Source organism: Streptomyces sp. PL-25, assembly GCF_058344915.1.
Map to the genome: position 1 here is coordinate 2,858,814 of NZ_CP136997.1, position 16,483 is coordinate 2,875,296.

The following is a 16,483-nucleotide window of genomic DNA, read 5'->3' on the forward strand; positions in this document are numbered from 1 at the left end:
CCGCACGGCATCGGCCGCACGGCATCGGCCGCACGGCATCGGCCGCGCCGCAGCGGATGTCAGCCGTGCGTGCGCGGCCGGTCGCGGAGCGCTGTCAGCGCTGTCAGCGCTGCGGCGCCGCCGGCCGTGGAGCATCGCCAGTCGCGGGGCATCCCCAGTCGTGCGGTGCCGTCATTTCTGGAGCACCGACACGTCCTCGTCGGCCTGCGGCACCGACACCGTGCCTCGGTCGTCCGGCAGGGTCTGGACGGTGAAGCCGGGGACGCCCTCCTCCGTCGCCATGAGGGTGCGGGCCCCGTACACCGGGCCGCCGGACAGCCGCTCCACCGTCAGCGCGTAGCTCCCCTTCAGGCCGGACGGCCGGGGCGGGTCGATGTCCTGGGTGGTGCCCGCCTTGATCGTGTACGTCTTCGACTGGGCCGTACCGCCCTCGCTGCCCGCCGACGCGGTGACTCTGACCTGGGCGGTCGCGGTGGGCGCGGTCAGCGACAGCGTCGAGCCCTTCGCGCTGTTGTCGGCCGAGGTGGCCCGGGTCCCGATCGGTCCGGACGCCGGGATGAACGCCGTCTCCTGCTTGCCGCCCTTGCCCCGGGTCACGCGTAGCGCGGCGACGACCGGCACGGCCGCCTGCCCCTGGCTGAGCACCAGCGAGCCCGCCTCGCCGCGGGTGAGGTCGCCCAGGTCGACGCCGGTCGTCATACCGCCCTTCAGGTGCACGGTCTCGTGTCCCGCGGGAGTGATCAGACCGGTCGGCGAGGCCAGTTGGACCTTCAGGTCGGTGTCGGCGTCGGCCGCGGTGAAGGCGATCAGCCGCACGGAGGTGGCGTCCTTGGGGATGCCGGGCAGCACCAGGGAGGACGCCGGATCCGCGGCGGCGGCCAGCCAGTCCCCGCCGACCTTCTCGTCGAGGGCCTGCACCGCCGCGCCGACCCGGCCGCTGCGCACGGTCACATGGACCGTGACGTCCTCCTGCCGGGTGTCGCCGAGCGTGGACAGCAGGACCGGCTCGCTGGAGCGCGGACCGACGGTGATGCCCTCCCCCACCTCCGACTTCACCGCGCCGTCCTTGCCATACAGCTGGATGTCGACGACGGCGGCGGAGTCGTCGGGGTTGGTCAGGTGGACGTAGTCCGAGCGGCCGGCGGCGGTGCTCGCGCCGGGGAACCAGAACTCGGTGTCCGGGGCGGTGCAGTCCATGCCCAGCAGCCCGCGCCCGGCGCCCGCCGCGACCTCGGTGGTCTGCTGCATGGTCCAGCCGGGCGCGAACTTGCCCTCGGCGGTGCCGATCAGCGCGGGCGCGTCACCGCCGGAGGTGTCCCCGGTGACCGGCTTGCCCGGCTCCTTGGGCTGGAGGGCGGGCTTGTCGGCCTTCTTCTTGTCCTTGCTCTTGCCCTTGCCCTTGTCCTTGTCTTTGTCTTTGTCCTTGCCCGCCGAGTCGCCGGCGCCGCCGTCCGACTGCTGGACGGCGGAGCTGAGTTCGGCCTTGCCGTCGGCGCCGGTGCCCTTCGTCACGGGGGTGAAGGACGTGTAGGAGGTGTCGGCTATGTCCGAGTCGCTCGGCGCCGGGCAGACCAGCGTGGTGCGCTCCACCGGCAGTTGGGCGGCGGCCCGCGCGGGAGCGGTGCCCGCCTCGGCGGGCCCTTCCAGCGCGGCGAACCCGGTGACGGCGGCGAGCGCGGCCGCACCGGCGATCAGGGACAGGGTCGTGCGGTTCACTGCTGGCTCCCGTCGGGGCGCTCACTGCCGTTGCCGTGCGGGTGGTGCTGGTGCTGCTGTGCCGGGTCGTACGGCTGCTCGCCGTACGGCTGCTCCTCGTAGGGCTGGTGGTACGTCTGGTCGTAGCCGCCGGGGGCCGGTCGGCCGCCGTAGGCGTACGGGTCGTACTGGCCGCTCTGGTACGGGTCGGCCTGGCCGCCCTGGTACGTCTGGTCGTACCCGCCCGCCGTGTACTGCTGGGGCGGGGCCGCGGCCTGGTACTGCTGGTCGCCGTAGGCGCCGTAGTCGGTGGCCGCCGGGGCACCGGCGTAGGCGGTGGTGTCCCACTCGCCGTAGGACTGCTGCTGCGGTACGGCGGCCGGGGCGCCCTCCTCGGGCGCGGGCTCGGCGGCCGGGTCCTGCCCGGTCTCCTGGGCGCTCTCCTCGGCCTCGGCCTGGGCACGCAGCCGACGGGCCCTGCGGCCCTCGCCGGTGACGGGCTGCGCGGGGACGGGCTGCTCCTCCTCGGGCAGGTCGTCGTCGACGTCACGCCGCCGGCCGGGCAGGGCGAGCACCACCAGGACGACGGCGAGCAGGCCCTGCGCCCACAACCACGCGGTGCGGGTGAACGGGGCGTCGAAGGTGACGTCCAGCTTCCCGCCGGAAGCGGGGAGCTCGAAGCCCTGGGCCCAGCCGTCGACGGTGGTGCGGGTGAGCGGCTTGCCGTCCAGGGTGGCGCTCCAGCCCGCGGCGGCGGAGTCGGCCAGGCGCAGCACCCGGCCCTCGGCACCGGCCGGGACGGTGGTGTGGATCTCCACGGGACCGGCGGCGACGGGCTGGGCCGCGGCCGTGCCGGTGGTGGCGGCGCCGCCCGGGGCAGCGGCGGGCACGATGGCGGCGCGCGAGACCTCCTGGTTCACCCGCCACAGGGCGCTGCCGTCCTGCTGGCTGAGCCGGGACAGGCCGGGGGTGGCGTCCAGGACGCGGGTGATCTCACGGGGCGCGCCCTTGTGCACGAGGACGTAGCGCACGGCGAAGCCGCCGAGCTGTCCGGCCTGGTCGGCGCCGGAGCCCGCGACCAGGTTGGCGACGACCTTGTCGAGTCTGCTGTTGCCGCTGCCTGCCGCGGCCAGTTCGGCGTCGCCCATGCGGACGCCGGAGCCGCGCACCAGCATGTAGCCGACGTGCGCCGGGGAGTCGCTGTCGAGGACCAGGGTCCGGGCCTGGTCGCGGGTGCTGCTCTCCTCGGCGACGAACGCGGGCACCTGCACCGGGTCGCGCCGCTCCAGCGGGCCGTCGGCGCCGCGGATCATCCAGCCCGCGACGACGAGCAGCGGACCGGCCGCGGCGGCGAAGGCGATCAGCGCGGCGACCGGCTGGCGCCAGCCGAAGCTCTGCTCGGCCACGCGCGCGCGTGCCCCGTCGGCGCCGAGCAGGGCGGCGGCCAGGAGGGCGAGGCCGTAGACGAGGGTCGCGGGTCCGGCCCAGGTGGAGTCGTTGGACAGGACGGCGAAGACGAGCGACACCAGGGCGACCGTCCAGGCGGCCCAGACGGCGGCCTGGCGCTGTGTGCGCAGCAGGGCGGCGAGCGCGGCCAGGACGATGCCGATGAGCATCAGTCCGTGCACCGTGCCGGGTCCGCCGGGGGCGGCGCCCAGCAGGTCAAGGGCGGAGGCCGCCGAGGGGCCGTACTCCAGGCCGGCCTCCTGGAAGAAGCCGGACGGCAGCAGCGTCAGCGACCAGGGGGCGAGCAGCAGGAGCGGGGTGAGGATCTGGGCCAGGAAGCGCAGCAGGCGCGCCACGAGGTCGCCGCGGCGCACGGCCAGCGGCACCAGGCCGAGGACCGCCGCGAGGGGCCAGACGATGGGGGTGAAGGCGGTGGTGATCGTCAGCAGGAGGGCGTACGCCCAGGTGGCGCGCCAGCTGCCGCGCGTGCCCGCCGGGGCGGTGAGCCCGGTGGCGGCGATGCCCGCGCGGGCGATGAGCGGCAGCAGGACGGCGAGCACCGCGGTGCCGACGCGGCCGCCTGCCAGGGCACCGGTGGTGGCGGGCAGCACGGCGTAGACGACGGCTGCCCAGGCGCGCAGCAGCCGGGAGGGGATCAGGGGGCGGGAGGCGAAGTACGCGGTGAATCCGGCCAGCGGCACGGCGCCGACCAGCAGCACGGTGACGGCGAGTCCCGTGGAGCCGAGCAGCAGGGACGCGAGCAGCGCCACGACCGCCAGGTAGGGCGGCGCGGAGGAGGTGCCGCCGGCGCCGACCGGGTGCCAGGAGTCGAGGTAGCGCGCCCACAGGTCGCCGGAGTCGGCCGGAGCGGGCAGCAGCGCGCCGCCCGCGAGCGCACCGCCGCCGAGCAGGCCCCGGCAGGCGATCAGGGAGACGAGCAGCAGGACCAGGAAGAGCACCGGGCCGGGTTTGCGGGCGATGCGCTTGAGCCGGGCGAACTGCTCGATCTCCAGGAAGTCGGCGTCCTCGCCGCCGGGTCCCGACTCGATCGCGCCGCCGTGCCGTCCCGCGGAGGAGACCTCGGGGTCGGAGCCGCCGACGAGGTTGCCCGCGACCTGTTCGACGGTGGCGCGGACGGTGGCGCCGGGCGGCGGGAACAGGGCGCGCAGCTCCCCCTTGTCGATCTGCGGTGCGCCGCGCGCGCGTCGGCCCGCGATGATCCGCTCGGGGCGCAGCAGGGTGCCGGCCAGGCCGCGGATCTCGTCGAGGGCCTGTCCGGGGACCTTGCCGACGAGGTAGGCGAGGGTGCGCAGCAGGGTGCCGACGACGATGCGCACCAGGACCCAGGGCAGCGCGGCGGTACGGGTGTTGACGAGCAGGGTGTAGACGGCGCCGGCCTTGTCGACCTTGTGCGGGGAGGCCGCGGTGCGGCCCACGCAGTCGACGGTGCGGCGCTCACGGGAGGCTGCCTCGGCGTGTCGTACGACGGCGTCGGGGGCGACGAGGACGCGGTGTCCGGCCGTGTGGGCACGCCAGCACAGGTCGACGTCGTCGCGCATCAGGGGCAGCCGGCGGTCGAACCCGCCGAGCTGTTCGAAGATGTCACGCCGGACCAGCATGCCCGCGGTGGACACCGACAGGACGGGCTGCACGTGGTCGTGCTGGCCCTGGTCCTGTTCGCGGCGGTCCAGACCGGTCCAGCGGCGGCCGGAGTTGGCGATGCTGACGCCGACTTCGAGGAGTTGGCGCCGGTCGTACCAGCCGCGCAGCTTGGGGCCGACGACGGCGACGTCCTCGCGGCCGAGTTCGTACTCGTTGTCGACGACGCGCAACAGGTGGGCGAGGGCGTCCGGTTCGGGGGCGCAGTCGTCGTGCAGGAGCCACAGCCACTGCACAGGTTCGCCGTGCGGGAGGTCGGGCAGGTCGTAGGCGTCGTCGCGCCAGGTGCGCGTGACGGGGTCCCAGCCGCTGGGGCGCTTGAGGTAGGGCAGTTCGTCCGGGGTGAGGTGGGGGGCGGTGCGGACGGCCTCCTCGACGGCCTGGCCGAAGCCGGTGCGGCGGGCGAGGTGGAGCACCCGGTCGTCGCCGAGGGCCTCGCCGAGGACCTGGGCGGACGCGTCGGCGCTGCCGGTGTCGGCCGCGACCGCGTACTGGACGGGGCGTTCCTGGCCGAGCAGCCCGGCGAGCGCGTCGGGCAGCCAGCGGGCGCCGTCGTGGGAGACGAGCACGGCGGTCACGATGTGCCGCGGGTACTCGGGCGGGCGGTCGGGGTCGGACTGCGCCGGGGCGTATCGCGTGGCGCGCGGGGGGTCCGACGGCGCTGCGCCGTCGTGGTGGGCTGCCGTACGGCTGTGCACGGACATCGAGATACACGGCCCCGGTTCGATGGACTGCGGTGGACGCCCGTGCCTGCTGAGGGCGGCGGGCGTCTCGGACGAGCGACCACACTACTGGCTGGGCAAGACGGCGGCCCGCCGCCTGTGGATAACCCACCTGCGACGGGCCGTTCGTGAGGATTGAGCGGGGATCTGCGCGGTGTCCGTCCGGCCGGGCGGCGCGGTCGGACAGGGGCCGGACCGCTGCCGGAGCCGGGTTCAGACGGCGGCCTTCTTCAGGCGGCGGCGTTCACGCTCGGACAGGCCGCCCCAGATGCCGAAGCGTTCGTCGTTGGCGAGGGCGTACTCGAGGCATTCGGAGCGGACCTCGCAGGCGAGACAGACCTTCTTGGCCTCGCGGGTGGAGCCGCCCTTCTCGGGGAAGAAGGACTCGGGGTCGGTCTGGGCGCACAGCGCGCGCTCCTGCCAGCCGAGTTCCTCGTCCGCGTCGTCGACCAGCAGTTGCTGCACCAGCTCGGTCATGTGCGCCCCTCGTCTGTCTTTCGCGTCCCCGTGATGTAGCCGTTACCGATACCGGCTGAACGACACGAGTGAAATTACAAGTGTGCTGCTCCGGGCGAGTCAAGCCGAGATCTGCTATTGGGCCCCTTATTCACTCTGCGGAACCAAGGCCATGCGGAAAGTGTTCAAATCGGCATAAACCTTGACACCCGGCAGGGGCACCGAAGGCCACCCGCCCCGCGCGGACCCCCGTCGGTGCCCGCACCAGGAAGGACGCCCTGGCGTTCGATCCCGTTCCGACCCGCGCACCGAAGCGAACCGGATCACAGTCGGATCACGGGATCGCAACGGCGCTTGCGCGCCCGGCTTGTGCGCCATGTGTCCCGGTCTCCCGCTGAGCAAACCTTTCATCTGCGAGATGAACCGGATGAGGTGAAACATGTCCCACATTCCGGGCAGTGAGTTGACAGCGCTGGTGTGAACCGATGTGCTTGTGGGCATGCTCGCGCACTCGGCATTCACCTCGACCCGCACCGCCGGGTCCCACGGTGCTGCCCGCGCCCGCTGTAGCTGTCGCCGCTGCGGCTGTTGAGCCCCGCGCGTCCACGCGCCCGCTCCGGCCGCCGCCCGGGTCCCGCCCACGACCCGGCGCACTCCCTTCAGAACCACGCCTGGGGACCACGCCGATCGCCGCGGCTCCCCGGATCCCGCAGATCTCCGAGTCTCCCGAGGAACCACCGCACCTCATGAACAGCGACAGCGACCTCCAGATCGCCGGAGACCTCCTCGAGGTCCCGCACCTCCTCCAGGCACCGCGCGAGCACCCGGTCACCGTGGCCGAGTTCGCCGGCCTGGCCAGGACCGTCGCCGCCGACCGCGCCCAGTGGGAGCACCTCGTCCGCTACGACGCGACGACGCGCTGGTACCACCGGCTGCGCACCGGCCCCGGCTACGAGGTGTGGCTGCTGTCCTGGGTGCCCGGACAGGGCAGCGGACCGCACGACCACGGCCGCTCCTCCGGGGTGCTGACCGTCCTGGAGGGCACCCTGACCGAGCGCACCCGGCGGGGCACGCGCGCGCTCGCGGCGGGTGAACAGCGCGTGTTCGCACCGGGGTACGTGCACGAGGTCACCAACGACGCGCTGCGTCCGGCCGTCAGCCTGCACGTCTACTTCCCGGGCCTGACCGAGATGCCGATGCACGACTCCCCCGCCGCGCGGACCGCCGCCCGGTGCGCCGCCGCGGCCGGCGGCCGGGAGGCGGCGGACGCCGTCAACGCGTGACCCGTCCGGGGCCGACTCCGGCGACCGCGTGCCCCGTTGTCGTACCCGCCTGCCAGACTTGCCCCATGCGCATTGTGGTTCTGGCAGGCGGCATCGGCGGTGCCCGGTTCCTGCGCGGTCTGAAGCGGGCCGTGCCGGACGCGGACATCACCGTCATCGGCAACACCGGCGACGACATCCACCTCTTCGGGCTGAAGGTCTGCCCCGATCTGGACACAGTGATGTACACGCTCGGCGGCGGCATCAACGAGGAACAGGGCTGGGGCCGGGCGGAGGAGACCTTCCACCTCAAGGAGGAGCTCGCGGCCTACGGCGTGGGGCCGGACTGGTTCGGGCTCGGCGACCGGGACTTCGCCACGCACATCGTGCGCTCCCAGATGCTGGGCGCGGGCTATCCGCTCAGCGCGGTCACCGAGGCGCTGTGCGACCGGTGGAAGCCCGGAGTGCGGCTGATCCCGATGTCCGACGACCGGGTCGAGACGCATGTGGCCGTGGAGATCGACGGCGAGCGCAAGGCGGTCCACTTCCAGGAGTACTGGGTGCGGCTGCGCGCGTCGGTCCCGGCGCAGGCGGTCGTGCCGGTCGGCGCGGAGCAGGCGAAGCCCGCGCCGGGCGTCCTGGAGGCCATCGCCGCGGCGGACGTGATCCTCTTCCCGCCGTCCAACCCGGTCGTCTCGGTCGGCACCATCCTCGCCGTGCCCGGCATCCGCGAGGCCATCGCCGACGCCGGGGTGCCGGTGGTGGGCCTGTCCCCCATCGTCGGCGACGCGCCCGTGCGCGGGATGGCCGACAAGGTCCTCGCCGCGGTCGGCGTGGAGTCCACCGCCGCGGCCGTCGCCGAGCACTACGGCTCGGGGCTGCTGGACGGCTGGCTCGTCGACACCGTCGACGCGGGCGCGGTGGAGCGGGTCGAGACGGCCGGGATCCGCTGCCGCGCGGTGCCGCTGATGATGACCGACCTCGACGCCACCGCGCAGATGGCGCGGGAGGCGCTGGCACTGGCCGAGGAGGTGCGTACGGCATGAGTGGCACACCCACCGGCGGCACTGACGGCACCGGCGGCACCGGCGGCACCGCCGGTCCCGCCGCCCCCTCCGGTCCCGGTACGGCACCCGCGTTCCGGGTGTGGGCCGTGCCCGGCATCCCCGAGGTGACCGCCGGCGACGACCTGGCGAAGCTGATCGCCGCCGCCGAGCCGGGCCTCGCCGACGGGGACGTGCTCCTGGTCACCTCGAAGATCGTCTCCAAGGCGGAGGGCCGGGTGGTCGAGGCCGCCGACCGGGAGGCCGCGATCGACGCCGAGACCGTGCGGGTCGTGGCCCGGCGCGGACCGCTGCGCATCGTGGAGAACCGACAGGGCCTGGTCATGGCCGCCGCCGGGGTGGACGCCTCCAACACGCCCGCGGGCACGGTGCTGCTGCTGCCCGGGGACCCCGACGCCTCCGCGCGCGCGATCCGCGAGGGCCTGCGCGCGGTGCTCGGCGTCGACGTCGCGGTCCTCGTCACCGACACCTTCGGCCGCCCCTGGCGGGCCGGGCTCACCGATGTCGCCATCGGCGCCGCCGGACTGCGCGTCCTGGACGACCTGCGCGGCGGCACCGACGCCCACGGCAACCCGCTCAGCGCCACCGTCGTCGCCACCGCCGACGAACTGGCCGCGGCGGGCGACCTGGTCAAGGGCAAGGCCGCCGGGCTGCCCGTCGCCGTGGTGCGCGGCCTGGGGCACACGGTCACGGACGACGACGGGCCGGGCGCGCGGGCGCTGGTGCGCGAGGCACGCGACGACATGTTCCGGCTGGGCACCTCCGAGGCCGTACGCGAGGCGGTGACCCAGCGGCGTACGGTGCGGTCCTTCACCGACGAGCCCGTGGACCCCGGTGCCGTGCGGCGCGCGGTCGCGGCGGCGGTGACGGCTCCGGCGCCGCACCACACCACACCGTGGCGGTTCGTGCTGCTGGAGTCGCCCGGGGCGCGGACCCGGCTGCTGGACGCGATGCGCGACGCCTGGATCGCCGACCTGCGGCGGGACGGCAAGAGCGAGGAGTCGATCGCCAGGCGGGTACGCCGCGGGGACGTCCTGCGCCACGCCCCGTACCTGGTGGTGCCGTGCCTGGTCATGGACGGCTCGCACACCTACGGCGACCCGCGGCGCGACGGTGCGGAGCGGGAGATGTTCGTGGTCGCCGCCGGAGCGGGCGTGCAGAACTTCCTGGTCGCGCTGGCCGGGGAGCGGCTCGGCTCGGCCTGGGTGTCCTCGACGATGTTCTGCCGGGACGTGGTGCGCGAGGTGCTGGAACTGCCCGCCGACTGGGACCCGATGGGCGCGGTGGCGGTCGGGCACCCGGACGGCCCGCCCAGACCCCGGGACGAGCGGGACCCGGAGACGTTCGTCGAGGTGCGCTGAGGCGGCCTCGCCGGGGCGGGTGACCGCCCGGAGACGTGCCCTAGGGCCTGTCGTCAAATTCCCGTCGTCCGCCCGGAGGGCGGGCCTCGCGGCGTCAGGTGCGTGCTCTGGGGGTCCCCCCTGCTCGGAGAGCTCGGGGGAGTGCCGGGTCCTGGCCCGCGTACTGGACGTACTCGGGTCTGGGCCCGGTGCGGCGAGAGTGCGTGCATGGCGTCGCGAGGCAGGCGGGAATTTGACGACAGGCCCTAGGCTCGTACCGACCGCCGCCGACCCCGGGAACTGATCGTGGCAGGACGCTTCGCCCCGCGCCCGCGGCCCCCGCACACGACCGTGCCAGGGGGCCGGGTCGCCGTACCCGTGGCCGCGGGCGCGCCCGAGGTGCCGCCGGGCGGGCCCGAGCGGGTGCGGGCCTGGGTGCCGGACGAGCCGCTGGACCTGGGCCTGGTCCTGGGGCCGCTGCGGCGCGGGCCGGGCGATCCGACCTTCCGCGCGATGCCGGACGGGTCCGTGTGGCGGGCCAGCCGCACCCCGCTCGGGCCGGGCACGCTGCGGGTCTTCGTCCGTGGCGGACAGGTGTGCGGGCAGGCGTGGGGACCGGGCGCCGAGTGGCTGCTCGACCAGCTGCCCGAGCTGCTGGGCGCGGCCGACGAACCCGCGGCGTTCGCGCCCCGGCACCGGCTGCTCGCGCTGGCCCGGCACCGGCGCCCCGGGCTGCGGCTGACCCGGACCGGACTGGTGCTGGAGTCGCTGATCCCCTCGGTCCTGGAGCAGAAGGTCACCACGCTGGAGGCGTACGCGGCCTGGCGGACGCTGGTGTGCGCGTACGGCGAACCGGCGCCCGGCCCCGTTCCCGTGCCGATGCATGTGATGCCGGCGCCGCGCACCTGGGCGCTGATCCCGTCCTGGGACTGGCACCGGGCCGGGGTCGACGACAAGCGGGCGTCGACGGTGCTGCGCGCGGTGCGGGTGGCCGCGCGGCTGGAGGAGGCGACGGCGATGCCTCCGGCGGCGGCCCGGCGGCGGCTGGAGGTGGTGCCCGGGATCGGGCCGTGGACCTCGGCGGAGACCGTGCAGCGCAGCCACGGCGCGGCGGACGAGGTGACGGTCGGGGACCTGCACCTGCCCGGCATCGTGGGGTTCGCGCTGGCCGGGAACCGGGACGCCGACGACGCCGAGATGCTGCGGCTGCTGGAGCCGTACGCCGGTCAGCGGCACCGGGCGGCCCGGCTGATCCTGCTCAGCGGCCGGATCCCGCCGCGCCGGGCACCGCGGATGCCGCTGCGCGACATGGGACGGCTGTGAGCCGCGCGCACGCCCGCCGGGCGGGGCGGGACCTCACGGCAGCGCCAGCGACAGCAGCGCCAGCGGCCTGACCGCGGCGCAACCGCCGCGGCGCCGGAACGCCGCGACGAGCGCGGACCGGCCGACCCGCTGCACCGGGCGCCTTCCCTCCCGGACCTGTCCACAGGACACCCGACCTACCGCCCTGGACCCACCCGCCGGACACCCGACCGCCCCGGACCCGTCACCACGTCCGCCACCGCGTCCGGAGCCGGGCCGGGACCCGTGTCCGCCCAGCCGGACCCCCTGGCCCTGGCCGGCCGCCTCCCGGAGTGACCGCCTACTGGTCCGAGGAGAAGCGCACCGCGCCCGCCGGGATGCGCGCGTCGCACCAGATCCGCATGCCGTCGAGCAGCTCGTTGTCGGCGCCGACGACCGCGCCGTCACCGATCACCGTGCCGGTGAGGACGGAGCGGCGGCCGATGCGGGCGCGGGTGCCGATGAGGGAGTCGGTGATGACGGCGCCGGGCTCGATGACGGCGCCGGGCAGGATCGTACTGCCGGACACCCGCGCGCCCTCGGCGACGCGGGCGCCCTCGCCGACCACGGTGCCGCCGGTCAGCTTGGCGTCGGGGGCGACGACGGCGGTGGGCAGGACGAGGCGGTCGCCGCAGCGGCCGGGCACCGCCGGGGACGGGGCACGGCCGAGGACCAGGTCGGCCGAGCCGCGGACGAAGGCGGCCGGGGTGCCGAGGTCCAGCCAGTAGGTGGAGTCCACCATGCCCTGGAGGTGCGCGCCGGCCGCGAGCAGACCGGGGAAGGTCTCGCGCTCCACCGACACCGGGCGGCCCTGCGGGATCTGGTCGATGACCGAGCGGCGGAAGACGTACGCTCCCGCGTTGATCTGGTCGGTGACGATCTCCTCGGGGGTCTGCGGTTTCTCCAGGAAGGCGAGGACCCTGCCCGTGGCGTCGGTCGGGACCAGGCCGTAGGCGCGCGGGTCGGTCACCTTCGTCAGATGCAGGGAGACGTCCGCGCCGCTCTCCTCGTGGGTGCGCGCCAGAGAGCCGATGTCCAGGCCGGTCAGGATGTCGCCGTTGAGGACGAGCACCGGCTCGTCCGGCCCGGAGCGCAGGCGCGCGGCGACGTTGCGCAGGGCGCCGCCGGTGCCGAGGGGCTCCTCCTCGGTGACGTACTCCAATCGGAGCCCGAGGGCGGAGCCGTCGCCGAAGTACGGTTCGAAGACCTCGGCCAGATAGGAAGTGGCGAGCACGATGTGCTCGACGCCCGCCGCGGCGGCCCGCGCCAGCTGATGGGTGAGGAAGGGCACGCCGGCCGCCCGCACCATGGGTTTGGGGGTGTGCACCGTGAGCGGGCGCAGCCGGGTCCCCTTGCCGCCGACCAGGAGGATCGCTTCTTTCACCTGTCGTCTCCGCTTCCTGCCGGGACCGGCCGCTTCGTCCTTCGGCCGGACAGTGTAGGCAGACCGTTCTCAGCGGCCCTGGTAGCGCGCCGCGGTCGAGCGGATCGTGCCGAGCTTGGCGTAGAGCTTGCGTCCGGGGCAGTCGGTGGCGAAGCCGTCCCGGTGACCGGAGATCACGTTCAGATGTACGTTCTTCCCCTTCTTGTAGCGGTTTCCACCGCCGGACTTCAGATAGGTCTTGCCGCGCGGGTCCATCCCGTAGAGGCCGAGCTTCCACGCGGTCAGCCGGGCGACGGCCTTGAGGGCGGCGGAGGACGGCTTGGTCTTGCTGTAGGTGCCGATGACGGCGATGCCCACGCTGTCGCTGTTGAAGCCCATGGTGTGGGCGCCGAGGACGGGCTTGGCCACGCCCCCGGCGCGGCCCTCGTAGACGGTGCCGCACTTGTCGACGAGGAAGTTGTAGCCGATGTCGCGCCAGCCCATGCTCCTGACGTGGTAGCGGTAGATGCTTCGGATCACCGAAGGGGCCTGCGAGCAGCGGTAGTTGTTGCCGGTCGCGGTGTGGTGGACGAACGCGGCCCTCACCTTCTTCGTGTAGCCGAACCCGCGCGAACGCAGTGACTCGTCGGCGCCCCAGCCGTGCCGGGTGACGATGCGCGGGCGTGCCCCGATGTAGGGCTTGGCGCGCTGGGCGGCCGTGAGTTCGTCGCCGCGCAGGTCGAGCAGTTCGCGTGCGGTGGCCGCCTGGTCCAGGGCGGGGATCTCGGTGGCGCCGAGCGGGGCGAGGCCGGAGTTGGCGGCGGAGGCGGCGGTCGCGGCCTCGGTCAGTTCGCCGGTGCGCGCCTGGTCGGCCTGCGGGGCGGCCGGGGGTGTGTCGCCGGGGTCGACGAGTTCCAGGCGCAGCCCGGAGGGGAGCGGGGCCGGCTGCCGGGCCGGGGCGCCGTCGGCGCGGTCCCCGGTGTCGGCGCGGACCCGCAGGTCGACGCCGTCGGAGTCGCCCACCCACAGCGGTGCGGTGGCGCCGCGGATGTGTCCCGCGGCGCGCTCGGCGGCGCCCGGGTCGGCGCCGTGGTCGGCGTTGTGGGTGTCGACGTCCTGCCAGTCGGACCAGGTGCCGGTGGCCGCGGAGCGGGTGCGGACCTGGACGGTGCCGTGCAGTTCGGTGTCCGGGTCGTCCCAGACGACGCCGACCAGGGAGAAGTGCCGTACGTCCGTGCGGTACAGGCCCTGTTCGAGGCGGGCGGCGGTGAAGGACCGGCCGCGGGCGTGGCCTTGGGCGCGCGCGGCCAGGGGCAGGGACTGGGTGCTGCCGGGGACGGCGGGCGCCGTCGCGGCCGGGGACGCTCCGGGCGCCGTGGCCGGTACGGCGGCTGCGGCGGCACCCGCGGGGACGCCCGGCACGAGGGCGAGTCCGGCCGCACAGGTGACACCGATCGAGGACGCAAGGAATCCGTATCGACGCATGCCCCCGATCTTGGACATAGTCACACATATATGTCCATCTACGAACTGACGGTGCGTCGGGTGATGTTTCCTCGAACTGATGACCGAGCGGCGAGGTCCCGGTCGCCGTCCCTCGCCGCGGGCGGCCCGCGCCGCGTACGCTGACGCGGGTGAACGCCACCGAACGCACCCCTGCCGACCTGCTGCGTTCCGCGCTCGCCGCGGACCCGGGACGCCCCCTGGTGACCTTCTACGACGACGCCACGGGCGAACGCATCGAACTGTCCGTCGCCACCTTCGCCAATTGGGTGGCCAAGACGGCGAACCTCCTCCAGGGGGACCTGGCCGCGGGCCCCGGTGACCGGGTCGCGCTGCTGCTGCCGGCGCACTGGCAGACGGCGGTGTGGCTGCTGGCGTGCGCGTCGGTGGGCGCGGTCGCGGACGTCGGCGGGGACCCGGGGGCCGCCGATGTCGTGGTCAGCGGGCCGGACTCGCTGGAGGCGGCGCGGGCCTGCTCGGGCGAGCGGATCGCACTGGCGCTGCGCCCGCTGGGCGGGCGGTTCCCGCAGCCGCCCGCGGGCTTCGCCGACTACGCCGTCGAGGTGCCGGGCCAGGGTGACCGGTTCGCGCCGTTCGCGCCGGTGGACCCGGAGGAGCCCGCGCTGGTCGTGGCCGGTGCGGAGCACAGCGCGGCCGACGTCGTGGAGCGGGCCCGCGCCGACGCGTCCCGGCTGGGCCTGACGGGTCCCGGTTCCCGGCTGCTGTCCGGGCTGGCGTACGACACCTGGGAGGGACTGAGCGCGGGTCTGTACGCGCCGCTCGCCTCCGGCGGGTCCGTCGTCCTGTGCCGCCACCTGGACCGCCTGGACGAGACCGCCCTGGCCCAACGCATCGAGACGGAACGGGTCACCGCCACGGCGAGGTGACCGACGCCCCTGGCCTCGCTCCCCTCCCCCCTCCCCCTCCTCCTGCTTCTGCTTCCGCTCCTGGCGATTTCCCCCGTTCGGCCCAGCATCACCCCGCCTCCCCTCCCCCGACGGGCCATCGTCGTACGGACGGGACGTCGGGAAGAGGCCGGGACGAGGCCGGGAAGAGGCCAGGAAGAGGGTGGTCGTGGTCGTGGGCCGCAGGGCAGAGGGGCCGCACGAGGGATCCGGGGCACGGGTCCCGGGGGCCGTGGGGCCCGGACAGGGCGCGTCGGCCACCGGCGCCGGGGCCGCGGCGCGGCGCCTGCGCAGACTCCAGGCCGCCGCGTTCGCCGCGGCCGTCCTCGTCGGCGGCTCCGCCGTGACCGGCTGGGCCGTCTACGCCCGGCTCAGCGGCAACATCACCGCCGACGAGGCGGCGGCGGCCGAACTGCGGCGCTACGAGAAAGAACGGCCCACCGCCCTGGTCAAGGGGGCGCAGAACATCCTGCTGATCGGGTCGGACACCCGCACCGGCCACGGCAACACGGGGTACGGACGCGACGCGGGCACCGAACGGTCCGACACCGTGATCCTGCTGCATCTGGCCGCCGACCGGCACAGTGCCACCGCCGTGTCCCTGCCCCGCGACCTGATGGTGCGCGTGCCCGGCTGCCGCCGCCGGGACGGCAGCCGCAGCGAACCGGTGTTCGCGATGCTCAACCACGCCTACGAAGTGGGCGGTTCGGCCTGCACGATCCGGACCGCCGAGAAGCTGACCGGCATCCGGGTCGACCACCACATGGTCGTCGACTTCGGCGGGTTCAAGGACCTGGTCGACGCGGTCGACGGCGTGCAGGTGTGCCTGAAGGAGCCGGTGACCGACAAGGAAGCCGGGCTGCGGCTGCCCGCGGGCCGGGTGACACTCGACGGCGAGCAGGCCCTCGGCTATGTCCGGGCCCGCAAGACGCTCGGCGACGGCAGCGACACCGACCGGATGGAACGGCAGCAGCGGTTCCTCGGCGCCCTCGTCGGCAAGGTGCGCGGCGACGGGGTCCTGCTGAACCCGGTGAAGCTGTACCCCGTCCTGGACGCGGCCACCTCCTCGCTGACCACCGACCCGGCGCTGGCGAATCTGCGCGGTCTCCACCAACTCGTGCGCGGGCTGCGCGAGATCCCCACGGAACACGTGCGGTTCCTGACGGTTCCGCGGAAGTCGTACGCCTACGACGCCGACCGCGATCAGCTCGTGCAGCCGGAGGCCGAGAAGCTGTTCGCCCGGCTGCGCACCGACCGGCCGGTGGAGGTCGCCCCGGAGGATTCACGGGATTCCGGCGCAAACGACGGCAATTCCGGGCCGCGGGATTCCGCGCGGGGACCCGATTCCACGCCCGGCGAGGAATCGCCTGCGCAGCCGGACGACTACGTTCAGTACGTTTATCCGGGCGTCCCGGCGGCCGCCGGGACCAGCCGGGTCCTCGCGGCCCCACCTTCGCCGACGCCCACCTTCACCGGCAATACCGCCGCACAGGACCCCTGCGGGTAAAGCCGCGGCCAAGGGCGAACTTTTGTCCAGGGAAAATGGGCGGATTGCCCAGTTGTAGGGGCGTGGAATTCGTCACCGGCGTCGCTCAATGCTCAACCGGCCGGATAGTGTGAGCGATCCGGTGCTACCGGCCACGAGGTCATCCTGGGGTCGCGCACTGTGTGAACCAGACCTGAGCGCCTCAGGGGGAAGGCGCCGCGTGGCCCCGACGGAGGGTTCG

Annotated in this window: 11 protein-coding genes; 6 read left to right on the plus strand and 5 right to left on the minus strand. The window is 74.4% G+C overall.

The window, feature by feature from the left end:
* Nucleotides 1–171: 171 nt before the first annotated feature.
* The 3 genes from R4Z62_RS12635 to R4Z62_RS12645 form a co-directional block, all read right to left on the minus strand.
* Nucleotides 172–1,716, minus strand: coding sequence for a DUF5719 family protein (locus R4Z62_RS12635; RefSeq protein ID WP_491519849.1), 1,545 nt, complete (start codon nucleotides 1,714–1,716; stop codon nucleotides 172–174).
* Entirely contained in the window at nucleotides 1,713–5,504 is a 3,792-nt protein-coding gene (locus tag R4Z62_RS12640; RefSeq protein WP_491519850.1) for a glycosyltransferase family 2 protein, read from the minus strand. The genes R4Z62_RS12635 and R4Z62_RS12640 overlap by 4 nt, the downstream gene beginning before the upstream one ends.
* Nucleotides 5,505–5,735: 231 nt before the next feature.
* Nucleotides 5,736–5,999, minus strand: coding sequence for a WhiB family transcriptional regulator (locus tag R4Z62_RS12645; protein ID WP_003975777.1), 264 nt, complete (start codon nucleotides 5,997–5,999; stop codon nucleotides 5,736–5,738).
* Nucleotides 6,000–6,724: 725 nt separating this feature from the next.
* On the opposite strand from R4Z62_RS12645, the gene R4Z62_RS12650 reads away from it, so the two are divergent.
* The 4 genes from R4Z62_RS12650 (at nucleotide 6,725) to R4Z62_RS12665 (ending at nucleotide 10,967) form a co-directional block, all read left to right on the plus strand.
* Nucleotides 6,725–7,261, plus strand: coding sequence for a cysteine dioxygenase (locus R4Z62_RS12650; protein ID WP_064533438.1), 537 nt, complete (start codon nucleotides 6,725–6,727; stop codon nucleotides 7,259–7,261).
* A gap of 65 nt (nucleotides 7,262–7,326) precedes the next feature.
* Nucleotides 7,327–8,286, plus strand: coding sequence for a 2-phospho-L-lactate transferase (gene cofD / locus R4Z62_RS12655; RefSeq protein ID WP_064533439.1), 960 nt, complete (start codon nucleotides 7,327–7,329; stop codon nucleotides 8,284–8,286).
* Nucleotides 8,283–9,665, plus strand: coding sequence for a coenzyme F420-0:L-glutamate ligase (locus R4Z62_RS12660; RefSeq protein WP_491519851.1), 1,383 nt, complete (start codon nucleotides 8,283–8,285; stop codon nucleotides 9,663–9,665). The genes cofD and R4Z62_RS12660 overlap by 4 nt, the downstream gene beginning before the upstream one ends.
* Before the next feature lie 285 nt (nucleotides 9,666–9,950).
* Nucleotides 9,951–10,967, plus strand: a complete 1,017-nt coding sequence (locus R4Z62_RS12665) for a DNA-3-methyladenine glycosylase family protein (RefSeq protein ID WP_491519852.1) — start codon at nucleotides 9,951–9,953, stop codon at nucleotides 10,965–10,967.
* Between the two features lie 319 nt (nucleotides 10,968–11,286).
* Here R4Z62_RS12665 and manB read toward each other — a convergent pair whose 3' ends face one another.
* Together manB and R4Z62_RS12675 are read right to left on the minus strand one after the other, a co-directional pair.
* On the minus strand, nucleotides 11,287–12,369 hold the full coding sequence (gene manB / locus R4Z62_RS12670) for a mannose-1-phosphate guanylyltransferase (protein ID WP_355477322.1): 1,083 nt from the start codon (nucleotides 12,367–12,369) through the stop codon (nucleotides 11,287–11,289).
* Nucleotides 12,370–12,438: 69 nt separating this feature from the next.
* A complete protein-coding gene (locus tag R4Z62_RS12675; RefSeq protein WP_491519853.1) occupies nucleotides 12,439–13,851 on the minus strand; it encodes a peptidoglycan recognition protein family protein in 1,413 nt (470 codons plus the stop codon).
* Nucleotides 13,852–13,982: 131 nt separating this feature from the next.
* Here R4Z62_RS12675 and R4Z62_RS12680 point away from each other — a divergent pair, with 131 nt between their 5' ends.
* Complete coding sequence (locus R4Z62_RS12680) at nucleotides 13,983–14,738, plus strand: TIGR03089 family protein (protein ID WP_491519854.1); 756 nt, start codon at nucleotides 13,983–13,985, stop codon at nucleotides 14,736–14,738.
* A gap of 250 nt (nucleotides 14,739–14,988) precedes the next feature.
* A complete protein-coding gene (locus tag R4Z62_RS12685) occupies nucleotides 14,989–16,263 on the plus strand; it encodes an LCP family protein (protein WP_491521864.1) in 1,275 nt (424 codons plus the stop codon).
* Nucleotides 16,264–16,483: the final 220 nt, after the last annotated feature.

What these genes read in the sequence shown, in the direction of transcription:
- cofD (WP_064533439.1), top strand. Translation starts at nt 7,327, where the DNA reads ATGCGCATTGTGGTTCTGGCAGGCGGCATCGGCGGTGCCCGGTTCCTG.
- R4Z62_RS12675 (WP_491519853.1), bottom strand. Translation starts at nt 13,851, where the DNA reads ATGTCCAAGATCGGGGGCATGCGTCGATACGGATTCCTTGCGTCCTCG.
- R4Z62_RS12640 (WP_491519850.1), bottom strand. Translation starts at nt 5,504, where the DNA reads ATGTCCGTGCACAGCCGTACGGCAGCCCACCACGACGGCGCAGCGCCG.
- R4Z62_RS12660 (WP_491519851.1), top strand. Translation starts at nt 8,283, where the DNA reads ATGAGTGGCACACCCACCGGCGGCACTGACGGCACCGGCGGCACCGGC.
- R4Z62_RS12645 (WP_003975777.1), bottom strand. Translation starts at nt 5,999, where the DNA reads ATGACCGAGCTGGTGCAGCAACTGCTGGTCGACGACGCGGACGAGGAA.
- R4Z62_RS12650 (WP_064533438.1), top strand. Translation starts at nt 6,725, where the DNA reads ATGAACAGCGACAGCGACCTCCAGATCGCCGGAGACCTCCTCGAGGTC.